The sequence below is a fragment of the Niallia sp. FSL W8-0635 genome (assembly GCF_038007965.1).
GTDB lineage: Bacteria > Bacillota > Bacilli > Bacillales > Cytobacillaceae > Niallia.
This window is the reverse complement of sequence record NZ_JBBOYD010000001.1, coordinates 4,601,235-4,623,447: the sequence shown is the minus strand read 5'-3', so window position 1 is coordinate 4,623,447 and position 22,213 is coordinate 4,601,235. Positions and strand designations below refer to the sequence as shown.

Genomic DNA, 22,213 nt, shown 5'->3' with positions numbered 1-22,213 from the left:
GAATGAAAATGTCAAAAAAAGCAATTGTTATCGTAATAGATGGATGTGCACACGAGTATCTGCAACAAGGGGTAACAAATAATATAGGCCAATTGGCTAATCAAGGTTTCTTTAAAAATGTAAAATCGGCTCTTCCATCCGTTACAAATGTTAATCATGCAACAATCCTGACTGGTTCATTACCAATTGAACATCAGGTAACAGGGAATTATTATTACAATCCTGAGACAGAGGAGCAAGGTTTTATTGAAGGGAAAGGCTTTTTAGATAAAGAAACGATTTTGGATGCCTATGCAAAGGAAGGGAAAAGTACTGCTTTGCTTGTGGTAAAGGGGAAAGTGTTACAGGTGTTTGGTGATAATGTGAGCTTCGGACTGAGTGCTGAGCATCCTGAGGAAAATCTGGTTAAACATTTGGATATGGAAATGCCACCATATGTTGCAACACCAGAAGCTAATGAATGGATTATGGAAGCATGTTACAATTTAATTCGGAAGGATAACCCTGATTTTATTTATTGTACGACAAATGATTATACGATGCATAACTACAACCCTGATCATGAAATTGCTAAAAAGCAGATGGAAAGCATTGATTATTGGATCGGGAAAATCTATGAGTTAGATCCAGACCGAGAAATCTACATAACAGCTGATCATGGAATGACCACAAAATCATTATTGATCGATTTACAGAAAAAAATGGACCATTCATCATTTGATACAGTTTGTATGTTGCCATTAAAAGATCGTTATCTCGAAAACCACATCTACCAAGAAGGTTGCGCCGTTTACGTTTATGCAAAAAATCAAAATGAAAAGGAATCTATTTATCAGCATCTTAAGTCTTATTCATTTATTGAAAGTATTTATACACGTGACGAGGCAGTTGAGCAATTAAGTTTACCAGATAGTCGGATAGGTGACTTCGTTGTTTTTGGAACAAAAGAAGTAGCGTTTGGAGAACTAGAGGATGAAGAGCTGGTAGTTACAGTTCGAACACACGGCTCTAAGTTTGAGCAAGATATACCGTTAATCGCAGTGAATGCGAGACGAGATGAACAGGAATATGAACGCAATTTTGATGTTATTAGATTTATGCTGGAAGATTTAAAGATGAATCTTGTTAAATAGTATAAAACTATTACCCGAACGATGAAATATCCACTCGTTCGGATTTTTTATGTTAAAAGAAGGCATAAATTTTTTAAGGAGAAAAACGTTAATAAAATTGCAATTTAACTTTGTAAAAAAATCAAAGTCAAACGAAAGCCTGACTTAATCAGAATGTTGTCCCTTTAACATAGATTGAGCCTTTATTGGGTCATTCTTCAATGCTACCCTGTATTCCAACATGAAGTGGAGAGTATTTAGCATTTGATCGTATTCTTCTTTCTTACGTTCAATCTCCTGTATCTTTTGGAAAATCCATTCCATTACTTGTTCATTAGTACGAGTATTTGTATCTACATCCTGTAGTTCCGAAAGAGAGCAACCTATACCCTTGCTGGTCTCGATATCCCTCGGTCAAGCGCGCAGACAAGGGAACTCTTAGGGTGGCAGCCTATACAACCCACTCTCATCTCGGATCTTGAACAGGGATACTACTTCAATAAATAAAAGTCTATTAAATCTTTTTCTATCGAATCTATGGAAATAAGAATTGCTAAGCACTTCCATTTTCATCTTGATGAAGCAGTGGAGATATTCTAAAAAAATACTTGTAAACAAAAATATTTACAAGTATACAAAAAGTAAACATTACGTATACAAATATGTTTACTTGTAAACGAACGTGTATATACTCTGAAAATACGCGATGTATACACATTTGTATTCAAAGATTACAAAAATGTAGACAAATATGCATAGTTTACGAGATGTTTACAGTTGCATGTTTTTTGGGTAAAGCGTATTGATTAATCTAGTAATCTCCTATAGCCTTTAATTAGAAATAAGAGATTCACTGGTTAAGCTTTTATTAAATTAAATGAAAAGGAATGATGAGAAGATGGGCTCTAGAATTGCGGCTGTTGATGTTGGTAATGATTCCATTAAGGCAATCTTTGGGGAATTAGAGTACGAATTGAATATTCCTAATATTATGGCAAGAGATACGGAAGATCGTCCTGTAATAGGGATAGAAGAATTGGATAATAAAAATCCTCTAGAAGGAATACATATTAAGGTTCATTCACCTGCGTTAAAAGAAAATAATGCTATCTATCGTGTAGGGCATTTGGCAACAAAGAGTAGCAGTGCAACGGAATTAGATCCAGGAAGTGCTAAATCGGAAGAAGACCAAACATTGGTTATGCTTTTTGCCACATTGGCATTAGATGCTGTTAATGAGAAAAATGCGAATTCTTTTCCAAGGATGAAAAATGTGATTGATGCAAATTATACGCTTGGAACAGGTCTTCCTCTTCGTGAAGTAAAGGAAGGGAAGGACGCTGGATACCGCTCCAAGTTAGTTGGTTCTGTCCATCAAGTGGAATTTCTTGTCACACCTAAATATCAAGGATTGAAAGTAAATATTAAATTTAATGAAGTAAAGATTTATCCTGAAGGATTTGCAGCATACATCAATCTTGTAATGGATAATCATTTAAAAATTATTAATAAAGATTTAATAGATAAACGGATTATTATTCAGGATATAGGTGGTTTATCTACAGATATCGCTGTTATTAAGAATCGAAATGTTGACGACGATAAGGCGCAAGGGTTTAATCTTGGCGTATCGGAATCATTAGAGTCAATAAGGGAAGAAATTAGATCCAAACACGGTATTGAATTAGACAGTCGTCGAGATGTGGTGGAAATTATTACGAGAAAAAATGACAGGAACCACATCATGGTTAAAGGAAGTCGGACAAGTGTTCATGATATTACTGATCGTATCTTACTTGAACTAGCGAAAAAGCAATATCGATTATTGCGTAATGTATGGCAGAAGAATTCCCAGACAGAAATTTGTTATTTTGTTGGTGGAGGAGCAAATGTATTAAAAGAGTACATTAAAACATTAAATAATAATTTAGATGGCTATAACATTGAATTCTTTGAAGATGAGAAAGAGAGTATTTGGATGATGGCAAATGCTTATTATAAGCTCATTACCGATTTTGTAAGAAAGTCGGAGAAGCCTAAACCACAACAAGAACCTGTGAAAAATTAATAGGGTGATGATATGAAAAGCTCTAGTTCAAATGGAATTAAGAGAGGACAAGCTATTTCATTTCGGGTCCCTTCTGATACTCCTGATCATCTTTTAAACCATTTACAAAAGCTTAAGGAAGTCGAAAGAAGGAATTTTTCGAGCAAAATTGCTGAGTTTGTGCTACAAGGGGTTGGTCAATCCTTTTCGAAGGAACGGGAAACGATCACGATCCCTCTTCCCCATAAATTGAGTAAATCACAGCGGAATTGGTTAAAGCACGAGCATTCTGAGGCTTTACTAGGTGCAATTATATACCAACTTTTAAAGGATCCCGTTCGTTCAACAGCTTTACTTGCATCCTTAAATAGCAACTCTTTAGATATAAATGAGGCCTTGTATTTGCAAGAGGAAAGCACAAGCGAACAGGTTTCCATTAACGTAGCTTCTCAAGCGGATGACTACTTGCATGCAATTGAGGAAACAGCTGTTGTCGAAGAGATAGATAACATGGATGATTTAGATAATTTTGATTGGGAGAAAGCAACACATAATCAATCAATAGCGGTAGAAGAGGATGAAAAAGAAGACGACATAGAAAATGATCTAGATAGTTTGTTAGGAGACTTTCTTCATTCAATGAATAAGTAGTACAAATAGGAAAAAGGAAGAAGGAGGACAACCTCGCTTCTTCCTTTTTTGCTAGGAGAAAAAAGAATGTTTCATAAAAAACATAGAAGAAATGTAATCTATAAAAACTAAAAACAAAAATCGACAAAAAACCCAATAAATAGTTTGACATTTCAAAAAATAATGATATATTAATAGAATGTGAAAAATTATCTGAATCTTTTTAAAACAGTGATTAATCGGAGGTCATCTTATGGAACAACGTCAACAATGGGGATCACGGTATGGCTTTATCTTAGCAGCCGTAGGGTCTGCGGTTGGTTTAGGAAATATTTGGAGGTTTCCAGCAGTTGCATATGAAAACGGTGGCGGAGCTTTTTTCTTGCCTTATTTATTTGCAATTATAACAGCTGGTATTCCAATATTGATTTTAGAATTCACAATCGGTCAAAAATATCGTGGTTCAGCACCACTATCATTATTCCGTTTAAATAAAAAAGCAGAATGGCTTGGCTGGTGGCAATTATTAATTGCTTTTGTCATCTGTACTTATTATGCAGTCATTGTCGCATGGGCTATTAAATTTACGATATATTCATTTGGGACACAATGGGGTTCAGACCCTGAAAGTTTCTTTTTTAATAGTGTTTTAAAGATAGCGGATGAACCTGGTACAATAGGTGGACTAGTTCCTGGTATTGTTCTTCCAGTACTTTGTGTATGGGCAGTTGCTCTCTTTGTTTTATATCGTGGAGTTTCAAAAGGGATTGAAAGATTAAATAAGATTTTCCTTCCTATCCTTATTGTTATGTTTTTAGTAATCGTAATTCGTGCTTTAACTCTTGAGGGAGCGACGCAAGGATTAAATGCATTTTTCAAGCCAAACTGGGAAATGATTCTTGACGGCAAGGTATGGATTGCAGCATATGGGCAAATTTTCTTCTCTTTATCGATTGGATTTGCTATTATGATCACTTATTCTAGCTATCTACCGAAAAAATCGGATATTAATAATAATGCTTTTATTACTGCATTTGCAAATTCTGGATTTGAATTATTGGCAGGTATTGGTGTGTTTGCTGCACTAGGCTTTATGGCAAACCAACAAGGTGTTGCTGTTGAAGAAGTAGTAAGTAGTGGGATCGGATTAGCATTTGTAGTCTTCCCTAGTATCATCAATGAGTTCCCTGGAATGAATGGTCTATTTGGGGTATTATTCTTCCTTTCTCTTGTTTTTGCAGGTATGACATCACTTATTTCTATCGTGGAGACCTTTATTGCAGGAGTTCAGGAGAAGTTCAATGTATCACGGACAAAAGCGGTACTAACAAGTGGGCTAGTAGCAACTGTAATCTCTTTGCTTTTTGCAACAAATGGCGGATTATATTTACTTGATGTGGTTGACTACTTCATAAATAATTTTGGAATTGTTACTGCTGGATTAGTAGAAGTCATCTTGATTGCATGGTTATTTAAAGGATTAAATGGACTACAGTCTCATACGAATGCTATTTCTGATATACGTATCGGTGCATGGTGGAAGTTCTGCTTAAGTGTTGTAACTCCTCTTGTTCTTCTTTACATGATGGTAGACAACATTCGCCAGAACCTAAAGGAAAATTACGGAGAATATCCCACAAAATTAATTTTGTATGCAGGTGTACTTGTAGTTGCTTTGAGCATTATTATCGGGGTTCTATTATCCTTCAAAAAATGGAAAACTAATGCTCTAGCTAAGAATAAGGAGGTTGTTTAAAATGTCAGGTAGCGCGATAACCATGATGATAGTTGGAATGGTCATCCTATGGGGCGGCTTAGCAGCCAGTATCTTTAATGTAGTAAGAGTTTCTAAAAAAGCTAAATAATAATCAAAAGGGATTGAACATAAATAAGTGGTCAATCCCTTTTTACATTGAAAAAAGAGGAAAGGTTCACTAAAAATTCATAAGAAATATATATATCAAAAAACAAGTTGACGAATATCGACAAAATACGGTACTATTAAAACTAATTGAATAAGACCTCACTTTTTTTACAGTGAGGTAGAGGCGCGATATTTAACAGTCTTTAGTGGAGTTTGAGAAGCTTTGATACTAAGGAGAAGGAAATGTCGCCGAAGTTTGTAATATTCTCGGTATTACATGCTGGGTCTGTAGTTAAGAGCTGCAGGACTGTCTCAATAAACGCCTAGTTTATTGAGTTGTGCTATCTCATTTGGGATAAAAGAGAGGACTTTAGGGCTATCGCATATACTACGACCTGAGTTTATCTCAGGTCGTTTTTTTGTTTTAGTAGAATAATAGAAAAACAGGAGGAAAGACATCATGAGAAACAAGTTCACATTATTTATAGTTTTACTAGTATCAGCAATGCTTTTATTAGCTGGATGTGGGTCAAGCAGCGATTCAGCTTCTGGTTCGAAAGAGGATAATACATTTGAAGTAGGGATGGAGGCAGGATATGCCCCGTTTAACTGGACGCAAAATGATGATTCCAATGGTGCTGTGAAAATTAAAGGCTCTTCAGAATATGCTGGGGGCTATGATGTAGAGATTGCTAAAAAAGTAGCAGAAGGTTTAGGAAAAGAATTAGTCATAGTAAAAACGGAGTGGGATGGTTTAGTACCAGGATTAGTTTCAGGAAAAATTGATGCTATCATCGCTGGGATGTCACCAACGGAAAAAAGAAAAGAAACAATAGATTTTTCAGATAATTACTATACATCAAATTTAGTAATGGTAGTAAAAAGAGGTAGTAAGTTTGAAAATGCTACATCTATCCAGGATTTTAAAGGGGCAAAAATTACAGCTCAGTTGAATACATTCCATTATTCTGTTATTGATCAAATTAATGGTGTAGAAAAAAAGACGGCAATGGATAACTTCCCTGCAATGAGAGTAGCACTAGAATCAGGAGTTATTGATGGATATGTGTCTGAACGTCCTGAAGGGGTTAGTGCTTCAACTGCAAATGATAAGTTTGTAATGATTGAATTTAATGATGGATTTAAAACTTCAGAAGAGGAGACAACTACCGCTGTTGGTCTTCAAAAGGGCAGTGACTTAACAGAGAAGATTAATAAAGTCTTAGCAGATATTCCAGAAGAAGAACGTACTAGCATGATGGATAATGCTATTAATAATCAACCTGCAGCAGAATAAAAAAGGATAAAAACCGGCTGTATGTCTATATACAGCCGGTTTTATCAAGTAAGTGAGGAGAAAAGATGAGTCTTGAGTGGATCATTAAAATAATTTCAGAGAACTGGCCTATGTTTCTTCGTGGTGCTGGCGTAACGCTTTTAATTGCGCTAATCGGAACCATTATTGGAGCAGCAATTGGATTGGTTGCCGGTGTTATTCGCACCATCCCGACACCGGAACGAGCAGTAAAAAAAGTCATTTTAAAAGTAATCAATATAATTCTGTCTATCTATATTGAATTTTTCCGTGGAACACCGATGATTGTCCAAGCGATGGTTATCTTTTATGGTTCCGCACTAGCATTTGGTATAAATATGGATGTTCTCACTGCGGCCATTATTGTAGTATCCATTAATACAGGAGCATATATGGCAGAAATTGTTCGCGGTGGGATTGTTTCCGTTGATAAGGGACAGTTTGAAGCGGCTCATGCAATTGGAATGAATCATATACAAACGATGTGGAATGTTGTGTTACCACAGGTTATTCGAAATATCTTGCCAGCAACGGGAAATCAATTCGTCATTAATATTAAAGATACATCTGTATTAAATGTAATTTCCGTTACGGAATTATATTTTGTAACAAAATCAATTTCAGGAAATAACTTTAGATATTTTGAATCGTTTTTTGTAGCTTGTATGATTTATTTCGTGATGACTTTTATTGTAACGAGAATATTGCTGTATATGGAGAAAAAATTAGATGGATCAGATAATTATACGATCATCGGAAATGATACACAGCTAGAATTAGATAAAAAATAATGGAAGAAGGTGAAGAAATATGGAACAGATCATTAATATTCAGCATCTGAACAAATCCTATGGAACGCATGAAGTACTTAGAGACATTAATTTCTCAGTAAATAAAGGAGAAGTTGTTTCCATCATTGGTTCCTCTGGATCTGGTAAATCTACGCTTCTTCGTTGTATAAATTTATTAGAAAAGGCAAGCGGTGGACAAATATTTTACCATGCTGAAAATATATTGGATAACAATCTTAATGTTGCAGATTATCGAAAGCATCTAGGGATGGTATTTCAACAATTTAACTTGTTTAATAATCACAATGTCCTTAAAAATTGTGTAGTGGGACAGGTAAAGGTGTTAAAACGATCCAAAGAAGAGGCAGAAAAGATGGCCATGCATTACTTAAAAGTTGTTGGGATGGATAAGTATATTAATGCAAAGCCAAAGCAGCTATCTGGTGGTCAAAAGCAGCGTGTTGCAATTGCGAGAGCCCTATCGATGAGTCCAGATGTCATGTTGTTTGATGAGCCTACTTCCGCTCTTGATCCAGAAATGGTGGGAGAAGTACTAAAAGTCATGAAAGACCTAGCGAATTCCGGTCAAACGATGATTATCGTAACACATGAAATGGAATTTGCGAAGGAAGTATCTGATCGGGTTATCTTTATGGACAAAGGAGTTATTGCGGAAGAAGGAACTCCAGACCAAATTTTCCATAACCCGACACAAATTCGTACGAGGGAATTTTTAAAGCGTACGTTAGTAACACAACCATCCTAAAAAGGGTAGTCAAATATTTGGTTAGTATAAAACAAAAAATATTTTCTCATAAAAGATGATCTCATCCTGTGTAGAGATCATCTTTTTCTATCTAACAAGAATTAGTGAGATGGGAATATGCACCTAAATGCCAAAAGACAAATTATGTCCAAAGCCTTAGAAACCAATCATCCCTCCAAGCGTATACAAAATAATGGTACTTTTCTAGAAGGAGGGGAAGAAATGAAAGTTTTTAAAAGGTCTGCAATACTAATATGCACTCTGTCCTTATTCGTAATTGTAGCTTGTGCAAAGGATGAAACGAATAAGGACAATCCAAAGCCTGTTAAAAACGCGACAACAGAGGAAGAGGTGGAGGAAAAGATTCCAGCTGCTGCGAGGACAGTGGAAGAAATAATTGAACAAAAAGCTGGTGTGTTGATTGAGGCACATATGGACCAGCAGTTGGAAACATTAGGAGGATGGGACAGTCAACAATACCGGGACTTTCTAGAGCAAACGTTCAATCCCATTGTAGAGAAGGAGCTCCAGGCATATTTTACAGAGCATACAAACTTAAGCAGTGATGAGATTTATGATTATCTTGTTTATTTGCTTGGGTCAGGAAATTACAAAAAGTACTATGAGCAATTAAATACATATGAGCATGGGTTTGTGATGCCAGAATTGCCAAATGGCGAGGATGAGGTAACTACAAAACAAAAGAAAATGAATGTGTTGGTGTTAATGGATGCAAGTGGAAGTATGAATGGAGTAAAGGAAGGGAAAACAAAAATGGAGCTTGCGAAAGCAGCAATAAGCAGGTTTATGGAACAAATTCCTAGTGATGCTAATGTTTCGCTAATCGCTTATGGTCATGTTGGTTCATCGGCTGATTCGGATAAGGAAAAATCCTGTTCATCCGTGGAATCTGTCTATCCGCTATCAGCCTTTAAAGCTGAAAACTTTACAAATTCATTAAATTCCTTCCAAGCAAGTGGCTGGACTCCTTTAGCTGGGGCAATAAAAAAGGCGGAAGAAATTCTACAGGATTATCCTTCAGATGACTATTCAAATCTGGTTTATATGGTGAGTGATGGAGTGGAAACCTGTGATGGAGACCCTGTCGCTGCAGCTAAGCAGCTCCAAAGTCAAAATGTTAAAGCGAAGGTGAATATTATTGGATTTGATGTAGATAATGAAGGACAGCAACAGCTAAAACAAGTAGCCGATTCTGGTGGAGGAGAGTATGTCACAGTAGATGATCCTGCTGACCTCGAGGTTCAAATTACGAAAAAGTGGCAGCCTACCATAGGTCAGATTGTTTGGACACAAGGGGTAACATTACAGCAAATGACTGATGCAATGGAGCGAATGAATCAGATTTATAATCCTTTATATACTGTCTCTGATGCAGAATTAAATAGAATCAAAAATGCTGTCTACTATCTAGATAATGAAAAGTTGATTACCGATGATGTGGAGAAGCAAGTCCTGGATATAGCGGAAGAGCAACATGATTTACGTAATAAACACTTTGAAGAAATAAAGGAAGCAAAGGTGTCGGAAAGAGAGCAAGTAGCAGAAGAAATTAATGCACAGGTCGAGGAATGGCGGCAGCAATGGCAAAAAGAGTAAAGAAAAAGCCATTTAGGTGGGAACGCCTAGCTGATTTTCACCAGACAATAGCAATTTAGGGTAGATTGGTGAATTAAGTATAAGTGAAAGGTGATTTTTACATTTGAGGATTCTATGTCATAATAGAGTGAAAGTGCAAGCTGTGCTCTAGGAAGGATTAGATATCAATTGAAATACATGAAATCACAAATGAAAAAGTTAATCAAAGATAACCAAGACTTACAAATACGCTTAAAAGATTTGATGGATGAACATGACCTTGAGAAAAGTTCAGCTATAAGGGCTTTGTATCATTCGGAAGTGGCAGCAGGCGGAAAGTATCAATCAGCATATCAAGCATTAGACTTGCCTAAAGGGTAGGTCTTTTTTTTACAATAAGTGTTCTAAAAGGAAGCAGCAGTCAGCGCGCAAAGAAAAGATAGCGTATAATAGAAGTTTGTATAAGGGAATAAATGTTACGGAAATAATAAGAAGAATAATTTAAAATAAAAGAGGCTTTGTGATGAGTGAAAAAGGTTTTCATGATTTTAATTTAAGTAATCAAATAGTAAAGGCTTTAGATAGTTTAGAGTATCAAGTTCCAACTGAAGTTCAGAGGAAAGTAATCCCTCTTGTGTTAGAAAAAATAGACCTTGTAGTGAAATCTCAAACAGGGAGTGGAAAGACAGCTTCTTATGGGATTCCCATTTGTGAATTAATGGAGTGGGAAGAAAATAAGCCTCAAGCGTTAATTTTGACCCCAACAAGAGAGCTTGCTGTTCAAGTGAAAGAGGATTTTATCAATATTGGGAGATTTAAGCGGATTAAAGCAGCAGCTATTTATGGAAAACAGCCTTTTGCCATTCAAAAAACAGAATTAAAGCAAAAAACACATGTGGTGGTAGGGACACCAGGACGTGTGTTAGATCATATAGAAAGAGGTACGTTGAATTTAGATCAAATTAACTACCTTGTAATAGATGAAGCAGACGAAATGTTAAACATGGGCTTTATTGAACAAGTCGAGGCTATCATAAAGGCATTACCAAAGAATAGAGTGACGATGCTATTTTCCGCTACCTTACCTGAGGCGGTTAAAGACCTATCTCTTCGCTATATGAAGACAGCTATTGATATTGAAATAAAAGCAACGGGACTCACAACGGATAAAATTGATCATTCGCTTCTGAAAGTAGAGGAAAAGGACAAATTCTCTATTCTTCAAGATATAACGATTGTGGAAAATCCTGATAGCTGTATCATTTTTTGCCGAACAAAGGATAGAGTAGATACATTATGTGATCAGTTATTAGATTTAGGGTACAGCTGTGATCAAATTCACGGTGGTATGGTCCAGGAAGACAGACTTGAAGTAATGAATGATTTCAAAAGGGGAGAGTTCCGCTATTTAATCGCAACAGACGTAGCGGCAAGAGGTATTGATATTGATAGTATCACCCATGTTATTAATTATGATCTTCCTTTAGAAAAGGAAAGCTATGTGCATCGTACCGGGAGAACAGGTCGGGCTGGTAAAAAAGGGAAAGCTATCACATTTGTTACCCCATTTGAAGACAAGTTTTTAAAAGAGATTGAAGAATATATCGGTTTTGAAATTCCAGCTATAACAGCTCCTTCCAAAGAAGAGGTTTCTGCAAATAAAGCGGAATTTGAGGAAAAGAAGAACGTAGAGCCAACGATTAAAAAGGCAAAAAATGAAAAATTAAACAAGCATATTATGAAGCTATACTTTAATGGCGGTAAGAAAAAGAAGCTTCGAGCTGTAGATTTTGTTGGAACAATTGCTAAAATAGACGGAGTGACAGCAGAAGATATAGGGATCATTACAATAATGGATACTCATTCATATGTTGAAATTTTAAATAATAAAGGGCCTTTGGTACTGAATAAAATGAAAAAAACAACCATAAAAGGTAAGCAGTTGAAGGTATATGAGGCAAATAAGAACTGATAAGCGGATAGATGCAATAATAGCGTACAAGGATTGATAAAAAGAGTTAGGATGAAATTTTCCTAACTCTTTTTTGCTTATTCTTTATAGCTGGTCATTTTTTTTAAGCCTAGTAGATAACAAGGTAAAGTAATCCTTTACAAACTCCCTGAATTGCTGTGCAGTCTCTGACAAATATCTGTTTTTTGACCAGGCAATTCCAATCGTTCTTCGGCATTTCGGTTCTGAAATGGAGAGGCTAGGGGGAAACTGGTTTGACTGATGAAGCAATGTAATCTCTGGAACAAAAGCAATGCCTAATCCTTGTTTCACTAAATCTCCTATAACCGTAGAATCATCCCCCTCAAAGGCTATATGTGGTTCAAAGCCTGCTTCATGGCAAAATTTATCTGTTAAATTCCTAAATCCATAGCCGGTATGCATATGAATGAATGGCTCATTTTCTGCTTCTGCCAATTGGATTGTGTCCCGGTCTGAAAAAGGATGGCCAGGGGGAACAATCAGGTAAATTTCTTCTGTTAAAAGAGGTTCCCAAATGATATCCGGATCATCAATAGTAGCTGATGAAATGCAATAGTCTATTTTTCCTTCGATTAGCTGCTTTTTCATGGAAGAAGTAGGTTGAAGGAAGAATTGCTGAAATTTAACATTGGGATTTTTGGATAAGAATGCTTTTAAGAGGTCAGGTAGAACCCGAGGAATCGTAACAGTAAGTGTAATTTGATTTTCTTGCTGCTTGGATAGCTCCAAAACCTCCCTTTTCCCTTCGTTTAGCTCCAAAAAAATTCGGTCTACCCGTTTTAAAAATACTTTGCCAAACTCATTTAGTTGGATTTGTCTATGTTTCCGATTAAATAAAGGAGTGCCTAAATCTTCTTCTAGTCTCGAAATGGTTTTGCTGAGTGAGGGTTGGGCAATCTGAAGCTGTTGAGCTGCTTTTGTCATATGCTCTAGCCTTGCTACTGTCCGAAAATAATGAAGCTGTAAAAGTTCCATGTTAATAAGCCCTTCCTTATATAGACTAAAGTCTATGTATTTATATCTAATTATATATTATACAATATGCGAAAAAGTAATTACTATAAATAAAGTGTAAAACTAATAAAGGAAGTGGTTGCTTGAAAGGGATACAGTTGATAAAGCAAGACTTAATGGCGATGTGGAAACATTCTCATGGGCGTATAGCTTTAATTTTTCTTATAATGGTACCTTTAATCTATGCTAGTTTCTTTTTAGCTGGATATTGGAATCCTTATGGTAACTTAGATAATCTGCCTGTAGCGGTTGTTAATCAAGATAAAGGAGCCATGATGGATGGTGACCGTATAGAAGCAGGAGATGATTTGATTAAGGAATTAAAAGGAAATAAGGAACTAGAATTTCATTTTATTTCCGAGGAAAAGGCTGAAACGGGATTAAAAGACGGGGATTATTATATGGTATTAACCATTCCAAAAGATTTTTCAAAAAACATAAGTACCCTAATGGATGATCACCCGATTCCTGCAAAGCTGATTTCACAAACAAATCCAGGTGGGAATTTTGTCGCATCTCAGATTAGTTCGACTGCAGTAGAAAGAATAAATGAAAAAATCTCCAAAAGTATTACAAAGACATATGGAGAAGGTGTTTTTTCTAAGTTCAGTGAACTGGCAGAGGGATTAAAGAAAGCTGGAGATGGAGCTGATGAACTTCATCAGGGAATGAATGATGCTAAAAATGCTATGGTTAAGCTGGATGATGGATATAACCAACTTGAGCAAGGGATGAATCAATTGACAGTTGGCAGTAATAAACTTCTAAAGGGAGAAGAAGCACTATCTTCTGGTGGTGCGGATTTGGAAAAGGGTTCTCTTTCTTTATCTGAAGGGATGGATAAGTTAACTGTAGGATTGGATGCACTTATAGCAGGTGAGGAACAAGTTACTGCTGGTGTAAAACAATGGTCTTCGAGCAATGAAACCCTGCTTCAAGGACAAACAAAGGCAAATGAAGCTGCCAAACTTCTTCAGGACCAAATGAGTGCCTACAGTAAGTCGCATCCAGAAGCAGGAGAGGATCCAGAATTTCTCAAGTTGCTGACGATTGCAAATGGATTAGCAGAGGCAACCGGACAGCTTCAGACTGGACAAACACAGCTTGCACAGGGTGCACAGCAGGTAACAGCAGGGCAGGAAAATATAAATTCTGGGCTAGACAAATTTTCTGACAAGCTTGACGAAGCAGCAGCCGGTGCTAATGATTTAGCATCGGGGACAGTAAAATTAAATGACGGATTGGATGAATGGAGCGAAGGCTATGCTTCATTAAATAATGGAATAATTAAAACAACGCATGGGACAGTACCTCTTAAAGACGGTACAGAAAAAATAATGGACGGGCTTAGTCAATTATCGGATGGAACATATACCCTTTCATCTAGTTTGGATGCTGCTGCTATAGAAACAGCTAGTGTCAAAAACAGTAATTCACTGACGGATATGTTTTCTGAACCTGTCATACTAGAACAGAAAAATGTTTCAAATGTGCCGAACTATGGATCTGGTATTGCTCCTTATTTCTTATCACTTGCCTTTTTCGTAGGAGGAATAATGGCATCAAATATCCTCCCTCTTGGCAGACGAAAAGAGCTTATTGTAAATGGAACCCATCATTTAGTCAATAAACTTGGATTGGTATATACGATTGGGTTTGTTCAAGCAATTATTGTAGATGTTATTGTATTAAGTGTGTTTAAACTGGAAGTAGCAAGTATTCCATTATTTGTACTCTCTAGTATCATCGTGTCATTTACCTTCATGACCTTTATATTGATGCTTGTTACAGTATTTGGATTAGTAGGAAAGTTTTTAGCGGTTACCTTCCTTGTATTCCAATTGGCCTCTTGCAGTGGTACTTTCCCAATGGAACTGGGAAATCCTATATTAAGTAAGATAGGACAATGGATGCCTATGGCTCATTCTCTTAAAAGTCTTCAGGAGGTAATTTCTTTAGGGAATTGGCATGAATTACAAAACCAATTATTTATTTTGGTGATTTATCTTGCAGTAGCTGGAATCATTGCCTGGGTGGCAAGTCATATTCAGCATCGGGAATCGTATGTTCAAAGCTCTCTTTCTTGAATATTTTGGAAAAATATATTTTCACCTCTGAATAATTATCTACTCCTATTTGAGATTTAAGCGATTAGAATTTATTTGATAAAAAAGGCTGTAAACAATGTATTGCACCCAAAAAGTTAGAGTGAAATCTGATTTTTTGGGTGCAGGAATTTACATGCCTTTTTTCATTAAATCCTGTATTTTCTTATGTATACCAGGTTCAAACACAGCTGGTATTTCTGTAGATTTCTTTGCTGATAAAGTAATAGAAGGATTAACAGATGGGAAAGAAGAGATAACATATGGTTTTTCTACACTAACAGCTAAAGCAAATCAAGAGGAACGAGAAGAGATTTTTAATCAGTTAAATGAGGGATAAGGAATGCTAGGGGCGGTTTTAGGCTTTAGCCGAGAATCCTCGTGACGTCAGTCGTGGGTTGTTGACATTACTGAAGAAGTAGTGATATCTAAATACAAAATTAAAGTTTAGGGAAGTGCCTATTCCTCCAGGAGCATGGTTCTAAACCTCCCTCCTATTAATTAAGATTTTAAAAGATAATAAAGGGAATGAAGGCATGCAAAAATCTAAGTTTATGCATGCTTTTTTAACTTCTAAATTTCCCATGGATATCAATAGATTAATCACAAAATCAATTAATTAAAAAGAACCAAAAACTTTGTTATCCAAGCAATATATTTTGCTCCTGGTATAAATAGTAATTGAGCAAGTAAGGTTCCGATAAGTCTCGAGGATATCATTAGTACAGAAATTCCTTTGAGATTACTGTAACTACCTTTCCCATTTATAACATTATCTGCAAGTACAGATATCTTAGGATCAATAAATAGAGCTAATAAAATAGTTGCTAACCCATTTATTAAACCAGATGCCATGATGGTTGCCCCCGATCTATCGGGTGCTAATAAAGATGCATAAAGAGCTGATAATACTCCGATTGTATAAATGGCGGTTACAATCATATTGAAGAAGAATAATCGGAGAGGAATATCCTTGAATCTTATCCCTTTTATATAAGAAAGCCTAGGGATGTGAATATATTTTATTCCTCTTTTTATGTATTCGAATGAGAACCCTTTTTTTAGGAGTATAGGAACAGAACCATGTTCTTTAGCTAGATGAATAATGGCTCTAGAAAATATAGCAGTAAATGTTGGCAATAAAAGAATCCCGACTATTGTACCAAGAGTAGAAGCTCCAATTAATACCCTATATTGTTGTTCTACGAATAAAAGTGTGTTTTCTTTTGGTGCTGTATCAACTAAGCTACCTGTAAATGGCTGTTGCATCATGTTAGCCATTCTAGAAACAATGACCATCATATTAAATAACGATAATGCAGACGCAATCAATTTGACTCTTGCCCCCGATAACCTAACCGCATAGGCAAGCGTTTCAATACAATGAATAATAAGAAGAAATAACGCAATAAATAAGACCTTACCAGTAATAAACTCCAATAGAACACTTCTCTCTTTGTAGTATTTTGTCATATTGTACCATATCTTGGCTAAGGGAAGGAGGAGGAAGCAGAGGGACGGTTCTTATGAGGACTATTTTAAGGGAAGCGGTAGAACCGTCCCCTGCTTCCTTTGTTTTTGTTATAATGGTATCTTTAATACAAATTCAAACAGTGGAGGAAATACAATAATGAGTAAATTGCCTAATTGTCCGAAATGCCATTCGGAATATACATATGATGATGGGACATTTTTGGTTTGTCCGGAATGTGGATATGAGTGGACATTAAATGCTGATACGGAAGTGGACGGAGATAATAGGGTTATTAAAGATGCAAACGGAAATGTTTTGAATGATGGGGATACGGTAACAGTTATCAAGGATCTCAAGGTAAAAGGTAGCTCATCGGTTTTAAAACAAGGAACTAAAGTAAAGAATATCCGATTGGTGGACGGGGACCACGACATTGATTGTAAAATTGTTGGTTTTGGTGCAATGAAATTAAAATCGGAATTTGTGAAGAAGATATAGGTTATTAATAGCAAGGCAGCCAAAGGGACGGTTCTACTGGGGACAATTAAATTGTTGTCAGTAGAACCGTCTTTTTGCAGCTTATAGAACGAACATTTCATAAAGTGCTTCTGCAATATCTTCTGGTGAATATCCACGAACTTCTCGTTGAAATAAATAGGAGTCACTTTTTAGAGCAGCTAATAAAATATCTGCTTTGAAAATATTGGTACTTGGTTTGTTTGAAGTGCTGTTCATTTCATTAAATAGTTTCACAAATTGTTGATGCAATTGATCGTGTAAGGGACTGTGCGTTCCGGATTTTGAGGGTGGGGATGCTTCAGAATCCTCTACCCCTTTAAGCAATTGTGCTTTGCTTTCTCTAAATTGGATGAATAAATCAATAATGCCTTTTAATCGCTCAGCTGGAGTAGCTGTTTGGTTATCCAGCAAGTAGTTCTCCATATTATCAAAGAAAATTACTACATTATCTTTGATTAAATCGAGACATAATTCACCCTTGTTTCGGTAACGACGATAGAGTGTTCCAGCTCCAATATCTGCTTCTTTTGCAATTTGATTCATACTAACTAACTCTACATCATATTGGTCGAATAACTTTAGTGCAGCTTCTAATATTCGTTGACGATTCTCTGCTGCATCTCGTCTTTCCAATCGTGTATTAGTTAATTTTTCTTCAGTCATTAGTTATCGCTCCCATAAAAAAGATGCATTTTATTGACAATCGGAGAGTTCTCCGTTTATTATAAATGAGAGAGTTCTCCGCTTAATTTTATCCTAATGTAAAGGAGATTACAATATATGCAAAATCACAATAGTAAAGCAGCATTGTTAGTTATGGATGTTCAAAACGGCATTGTCTCAAGCTTAGGGGAAAGAAAAAAAGAGGCATTAATAATTTATCAGAAAGCTATAAAAGCAGCCCGGCAGCATGCTGTTCCTGTCATTTTTATTAGAGTGGGATTCAGTGAGGGGTACCCTGAAGTTAGTCCCAAAAACAAAAAATTTTCCGGAATATTAAAGTATGGAGGGATGACTATCCTTGATGAAGCCACACAAATTCATGAATCTGTACAACCAGAGGTAAATGAGGCTGTTGTTACAAAATATCGAATAAGTGCATTTGCCGGAAGTAATTTGGAGATTATTTTGCGTTCCCAGCAAATTGAGACACTAGTACTAAGTGGAATTTCAACAAGCGGAGTCGTTCTATCTACTTTAAGGGAAGCGGCAGACAAAGATTTTCAATTAAAGGTACTAGCAGATGCTTGTTTTGATACGAATAAAGAGGTGCATCACATTTTGATGGATAAAGTATTTCCTAGTCAAGCTGATGTGATAACTGTAGAAGACTGGGTTGATACATTGATTTAAAGATAGAGAGACTGTTTCTTTTACCAAGAAATAGTCCTTATTTTGTTGAGACAGTCTACCATTTTAGACATGGTAACTATAGAAGGAAGGCATAACATTGGCAATTAGTCAAAATAAAAGCTACTTTAACAATAAGTTGATTGCTCCGATGATCTTAGGCTCTATTTTGAATCCTATTAACTCTTCTATTATTTCTGTTGCTTTAATTCCAATTGGAAAAGCATTCAGCGTGTCACCTTCACAAACAGCATGGCTAATTTCTGCCTTGTATTTAGCAACGGCAATTGGGCAGCCTGTTGTAGGGAAATTGATTGACTTATATGGTCCTAGATTACTTTTTTTAATCGCCACATCGTTAGTAGGTATCTCGAGTTTTATCGCAATATTCCCACCTAATTTTTGGTGGTTAGTTGTTGCAAGGGTTTTGCTTGGCCTTGGGACCTGTGCGGGTTACCCAGCATCTATGTATTTAATTCGCAGTGAAGCAGAACGAACTGGGGAGGATAGTCCGGCTAAAATCCTTACATTACTGGCTATTGCCAATCAAACGATTGCCGTTATTGGTCCTACATTGGGTGGGTTATTGATTGGATTAGGTGGTTGGCAAAGTATATTCATGATGAATATTCCTTTGTCCTTTGCTTGTATAATTTTAGGCTATACTCGTTTTCCAAAGGCTTCCTTAACTTCTGTCGGGTCAGAGAAAAGACATATTTCTATTGATATTACAGGAATAATCTTTTTTGGAATTACTTTAATTTCTACTTTGCTTTTCTTAATGAGCCCGAATCTAAATAGTATTTATCTAATAATTATTTCCATTATAACGGGAATAATTTTTATTATCACCGAGCTGAGAAGTAAAGCTCCTTTTATCGATGTTCGAATGTTTAAAGGGAATAGTCCCTTGCTGTTTACTTATGCTAGGAGCTTACTTACAGCAACTGTGACATATTGTATGCTTTATGGGTTCCCTCAGTGGTTGGAAAAAGGGAGAGGATTATCGCCTTCACAAACAGGATTAGTGCTAATGCCGATGTTTTTGATGTCGATCATCGTTTCAAAATTAACAGGGAAAAGTCCTTCTATTCGTTTGAAGCTAATTGTTGGAGGATTTATTCAACTTCTTGCTATTCTATTAGTTCTATTTATCAATAAGGATAGTAGTCTTGCTTCTTTATTGGCGATTGTTTCCTTTTTGGGGATACCACAAGGTTTGCTTAGTTTAGCTAATCAAAATGCTGTCTATTTTCAAGCAAATAAAAGTCAAATAGGAGCTTCTTCTGGCTTATTAAGAACGTTTATGTATATGGGCGCTATGATAGCATCTGCAGGAAATGGTTTGTTCTTAAAATCAGAGTCTATCACAACAGGCATGCACCAAATTGCGATTTTTGGAGCAGGTATTGGAATTATTTTGATGATTATAACTTTAGTAGGATTTAAAGGATTACAAGAGGAAAAAGGAGGGGGTGGTTCTAGTGCTTCCTAAACATAGTCCGCATCAGAACCCAACCTCTGCTCCGTTATTTTAATTCTATTTCCAATGGTTCCATTTTTATAGGCTTATTACTACTTAAAGTGCCAAAGGGAACCATTAAGGAGTATTCATTCTTGTCAAATTCATCTGTGTTAATGGTAAATATAGATTGGAAATGCAGATTAGTACGATCAATTAATTTTGCTTCATTACTAAGAATTTGATGTTCTAGCATTTTGTTTAAGTCTAGCTCTCCATTCTCATCTTTAAAGATTTGATCATTCTTTATAAGCTTGATGAAGTCAGCGAAGTTTTGAATAATATCCTTCCTAAACTCTTTCGAATTCACATTTAGGATAGTATAGTCAATGATAAGTAGCTTTCCACTTTGTTTGATATCATTTACCTTTAATTGATAATCGAATCTTTTGCTTTCTATAACAAAGGGGGAAGTCTTTTCTAGGGAGCTTACTGTGTCTTCTTCATATTGCCTAATTTCAGGTTGAATGATTAAAGCTGTAGCACTTTCCTTTATTTTACTGGTGAATAATTCTCTCGTATCTTTTACTATGACGTTATCAAGTTGCTTAACAGACAGAATATCGGCATGGCTCTTTGTTAATCTAGTTCCTTTATTATCAAATACAGTTAGAATGATCTCATCATTTTGCCCTGTTAATGGAAAAGTTGTTTTATAGTTTAATAAGGTTGTGGCTTTGCCTTTGGTAACGGAATCTATATGAATAGAATAGTCCTTGTCCTCCTTGAAAATACTTTCTCCTGTAGTGGTAATTGTTTCTGAAGGAATTTGTTTTACAGGAATATCAAATCTCCAACTTCCTTTTACTCCTGTAATCGAGGTGAATGTTAGCGGAAGCGTATAATCTTCAGGTAAATTAGCATCAGGATTATAAAATTCTACAGCGGCGACATAACCATCTTCCATTTTTTCTAAGGCAGTCATACTAGCGGACCATTGTTGTTGCTCCTTTCCATTAAAAAGGTGGAAGCTATAACCTGTCTCAGGTCCTTTATCCCCTATTTTATCTAAAGAAATTTTGTCACCAGTTGCTTTAAAAGTTATTCCAATTACATTCCCATCATAATAAGCACTTGTAATGATCATATTTATTCCATTACTTTTTGCTTCTTTATTTAACTGAGTGATTAAATTGTTTTCTAATAATTCTACTCCAATTTGCATACTGAATTTTTCATAGATTGGACCTACAATCGGTACAGCTGCTAAAACACTGGTTACTGGGGCAAACAGCAGACCAGATGTAAGAAAAGCAGAAGCTGCTATTGAGGAAATAATCCCCCATTTTTTAATACTACTAGACTTTGTTGCCATTCTTTTTTCTCTGCGACCTCTTTTTAATCCTTTATTAATGGCATGAAAGACTTCATGCTTAGGGAATTCTATCTCACTAATTTCTTGTTTAATAGGCTTTTTGATCATATTTATTCTTCACTCCTTCCAATATTCTTTTTAATTCTATTTTGGCACGGCGAAGATGTGTTTTTACTGTATTCTCTGGAATTCCAAGTGTTTCTCCAATGTAACGTATGGATAAGTCATGATAGTAGAATAGAATAATGACCGTTTGATAATCTCTATTAAGTTCAGAGATTGCCTTTACTAGGTCTATTTTTCCTTCAATATTCGTTTGGCTATCGACTTTATAATTGTTTAGAAGGCTTTCATCTAAAATCATTCTTTTTTTCCCTCTGAGAAAATCATAGGCAGTGCGGATTAAAATTTTTGTTAGCCAACTAGTAAAGAACTCGGGTTGTTTTACCTGATCTATTGATACATATGCTTTATAAATTGCCTCTTGGAGTACATCTAAAGCGTCCTCTTTATTCCGAACATAGAGAAAAGCTGTTTTATATAATTTCTCACTTTCTAGTTTTACTAGCTTCTCGAATGCCTTATCATTTCCACGTATCGCTTTCTTAACAAGATTAATATTATTGTCCAAAAGATTCCCTCCTTTCATTGGTTAGAGCAGTTACTAGATAGAAAAGTTTCAAGTAATTCTAGATTTACGGAAAAAGTTTAAAGTGTTTGTCTATTATACTCTAGTTCTGTGAGGGGCTTCGGAGGGACGGTTCTACTGAAGACCGTTTAGGGAAGCGGTAGAACCGTCC

General features: G+C 35.9%; 21 protein-coding genes and 1 riboswitch. Of the genes, 16 read left to right on the top strand and 5 right to left on the bottom strand.

Annotated elements, in window-relative coordinates; translation table 11 throughout:
• Window positions 1-8: 8 nt before the first annotated feature.
• The 11 genes from NYE52_RS21980 to NYE52_RS21930 all read left to right on the top strand — a co-directional run bounded on the left by NYE52_RS21980 (window position 9) and on the right by NYE52_RS21930 (window position 12,093).
• Entirely contained in the window at window positions 9-1,133 is a 1,125-nt protein-coding gene (locus NYE52_RS21980; RefSeq protein WP_341195031.1) for an alkaline phosphatase family protein, read from the top strand.
• An 877-nt stretch (window positions 1,134-2,010) separates the two neighbouring features.
• The gene (locus tag NYE52_RS21975; RefSeq protein ID WP_341195030.1) at window positions 2,011-3,180 is read left to right on the top strand and encodes a ParM/StbA family protein; all 1,170 of its coding nucleotides are present in this window, start codon (window positions 2,011-2,013) and stop codon (window positions 3,178-3,180) included.
• Between the two features lie 12 nt (window positions 3,181-3,192).
• The gene (locus NYE52_RS21970) at window positions 3,193-3,810 is read left to right on the top strand and encodes a hypothetical protein (protein ID WP_341195029.1); all 618 of its coding nucleotides are present in this window, start codon (window positions 3,193-3,195) and stop codon (window positions 3,808-3,810) included.
• Between the two features lie 232 nt (window positions 3,811-4,042).
• Window positions 4,043-5,545 carry a sodium-dependent transporter gene (locus NYE52_RS21965; protein ID WP_341195028.1) on the top strand — a complete coding sequence of 501 codons (1,503 nt, stop codon included), beginning with the start codon at window positions 4,043-4,045 and terminating at the stop codon, window positions 5,543-5,545.
• A gap of 1 nt (window position 5,546) precedes the next feature.
• Entirely contained in the window at window positions 5,547-5,654 is a 108-nt protein-coding gene (locus NYE52_RS21960; RefSeq protein ID WP_341195027.1) for a methionine/alanine import family NSS transporter small subunit, read from the top strand.
• A 170-nt stretch (window positions 5,655-5,824) separates the two neighbouring features.
• A riboswitch (Lysine riboswitch) is annotated at window positions 5,825-6,005 on the top strand.
• A 108-nt stretch (window positions 6,006-6,113) separates the two neighbouring features.
• Window positions 6,114-6,950, top strand: a complete 837-nt coding sequence (locus NYE52_RS21955; protein ID WP_341195026.1) for a transporter substrate-binding domain-containing protein — start codon at window positions 6,114-6,116, stop codon at window positions 6,948-6,950.
• A 65-nt stretch (window positions 6,951-7,015) separates the two neighbouring features.
• Entirely contained in the window at window positions 7,016-7,759 is a 744-nt protein-coding gene (locus NYE52_RS21950; RefSeq protein WP_341195025.1) for an amino acid ABC transporter permease, read from the top strand.
• Between the two features lie 19 nt (window positions 7,760-7,778).
• Window positions 7,779-8,525 (top strand): amino acid ABC transporter ATP-binding protein, encoded by a 747-nt coding sequence (locus NYE52_RS21945; RefSeq protein WP_341195024.1) that lies wholly within the window; start codon window positions 7,779-7,781, stop codon window positions 8,523-8,525.
• Between the two features lie 222 nt (window positions 8,526-8,747).
• Window positions 8,748-10,142 (top strand): vWA domain-containing protein, encoded by a 1,395-nt coding sequence (locus NYE52_RS21940; RefSeq protein ID WP_341195023.1) that lies wholly within the window; start codon window positions 8,748-8,750, stop codon window positions 10,140-10,142.
• 168 nt (window positions 10,143-10,310) lie between these two features.
• Complete coding sequence (locus tag NYE52_RS21935; protein WP_341195022.1) at window positions 10,311-10,502, top strand: hypothetical protein; 192 nt, start codon at window positions 10,311-10,313, stop codon at window positions 10,500-10,502.
• Window positions 10,503-10,644: 142 nt separating this feature from the next.
• A complete protein-coding gene (locus tag NYE52_RS21930) occupies window positions 10,645-12,093 on the top strand; it encodes a DEAD/DEAH box helicase (protein ID WP_341195021.1) in 1,449 nt (482 codons plus the stop codon).
• A gap of 84 nt (window positions 12,094-12,177) precedes the next feature.
• On the opposite strand, the gene NYE52_RS21925 is transcribed toward NYE52_RS21930, so the two are convergent.
• Window positions 12,178-13,089, bottom strand: a complete 912-nt coding sequence (locus NYE52_RS21925) for a LysR family transcriptional regulator (RefSeq protein ID WP_341195020.1) — start codon at window positions 13,087-13,089, stop codon at window positions 12,178-12,180.
• A 122-nt stretch (window positions 13,090-13,211) separates the two neighbouring features.
• Between NYE52_RS21925 and NYE52_RS21920 the strand changes: the two genes are divergently transcribed.
• Together NYE52_RS21920 and NYE52_RS21915 are read left to right on the top strand one after the other, a co-directional pair.
• Window positions 13,212-15,215 (top strand): YhgE/Pip domain-containing protein, encoded by a 2,004-nt coding sequence (locus NYE52_RS21920; RefSeq protein WP_341195019.1) that lies wholly within the window; start codon window positions 13,212-13,214, stop codon window positions 15,213-15,215.
• A 154-nt stretch (window positions 15,216-15,369) separates the two neighbouring features.
• Entirely contained in the window at window positions 15,370-15,573 is a 204-nt protein-coding gene (locus NYE52_RS21915; protein WP_341195018.1) for a hypothetical protein, read from the top strand.
• Window positions 15,574-15,848: 275 nt separating this feature from the next.
• On the opposite strand, the gene NYE52_RS21910 is transcribed toward NYE52_RS21915, so the two are convergent.
• A complete protein-coding gene (locus NYE52_RS21910) occupies window positions 15,849-16,673 on the bottom strand; it encodes a lipid II flippase Amj family protein (protein ID WP_341195273.1) in 825 nt (274 codons plus the stop codon).
• 190 nt (window positions 16,674-16,863) lie between these two features.
• Between NYE52_RS21910 and NYE52_RS21905 the strand changes: the two genes are divergently transcribed.
• Window positions 16,864-17,205, top strand: coding sequence for a zinc ribbon domain-containing protein YjdM (locus NYE52_RS21905; protein ID WP_341195017.1), 342 nt, complete (start codon window positions 16,864-16,866; stop codon window positions 17,203-17,205).
• A gap of 81 nt (window positions 17,206-17,286) precedes the next feature.
• On the opposite strand, the gene NYE52_RS21900 is transcribed toward NYE52_RS21905, so the two are convergent.
• Complete coding sequence (locus tag NYE52_RS21900; RefSeq protein ID WP_341195016.1) at window positions 17,287-17,889, bottom strand: TetR/AcrR family transcriptional regulator; 603 nt, start codon at window positions 17,887-17,889, stop codon at window positions 17,287-17,289.
• A 117-nt stretch (window positions 17,890-18,006) separates the two neighbouring features.
• On the opposite strand from NYE52_RS21900, the gene NYE52_RS21895 reads away from it, so the two are divergent.
• A complete protein-coding gene (locus NYE52_RS21895) occupies window positions 18,007-18,579 on the top strand; it encodes a cysteine hydrolase family protein (RefSeq protein ID WP_341195015.1) in 573 nt (190 codons plus the stop codon).
• A 97-nt stretch (window positions 18,580-18,676) separates the two neighbouring features.
• Window positions 18,677-20,071: an MFS transporter gene (locus NYE52_RS21890; protein ID WP_341195014.1), complete on the top strand. Its 1,395-nt coding sequence runs from the start codon at window positions 18,677-18,679 to the stop codon at window positions 20,069-20,071.
• A 34-nt stretch (window positions 20,072-20,105) separates the two neighbouring features.
• On the opposite strand, the gene NYE52_RS21885 is transcribed toward NYE52_RS21890, so the two are convergent.
• Window positions 20,106-21,521, bottom strand: a complete 1,416-nt coding sequence (locus NYE52_RS21885; protein WP_341195013.1) for a DUF4179 domain-containing protein — start codon at window positions 21,519-21,521, stop codon at window positions 20,106-20,108.
• On the bottom strand, window positions 21,502-22,062 hold the full coding sequence (locus NYE52_RS21880) for a sigma-70 family RNA polymerase sigma factor (protein WP_341195012.1): 561 nt from the start codon (window positions 22,060-22,062) through the stop codon (window positions 21,502-21,504). Before NYE52_RS21880 ends, NYE52_RS21885 begins: the two co-directional genes overlap by 20 nt.
• Window positions 22,063-22,213: the final 151 nt, after the last annotated feature.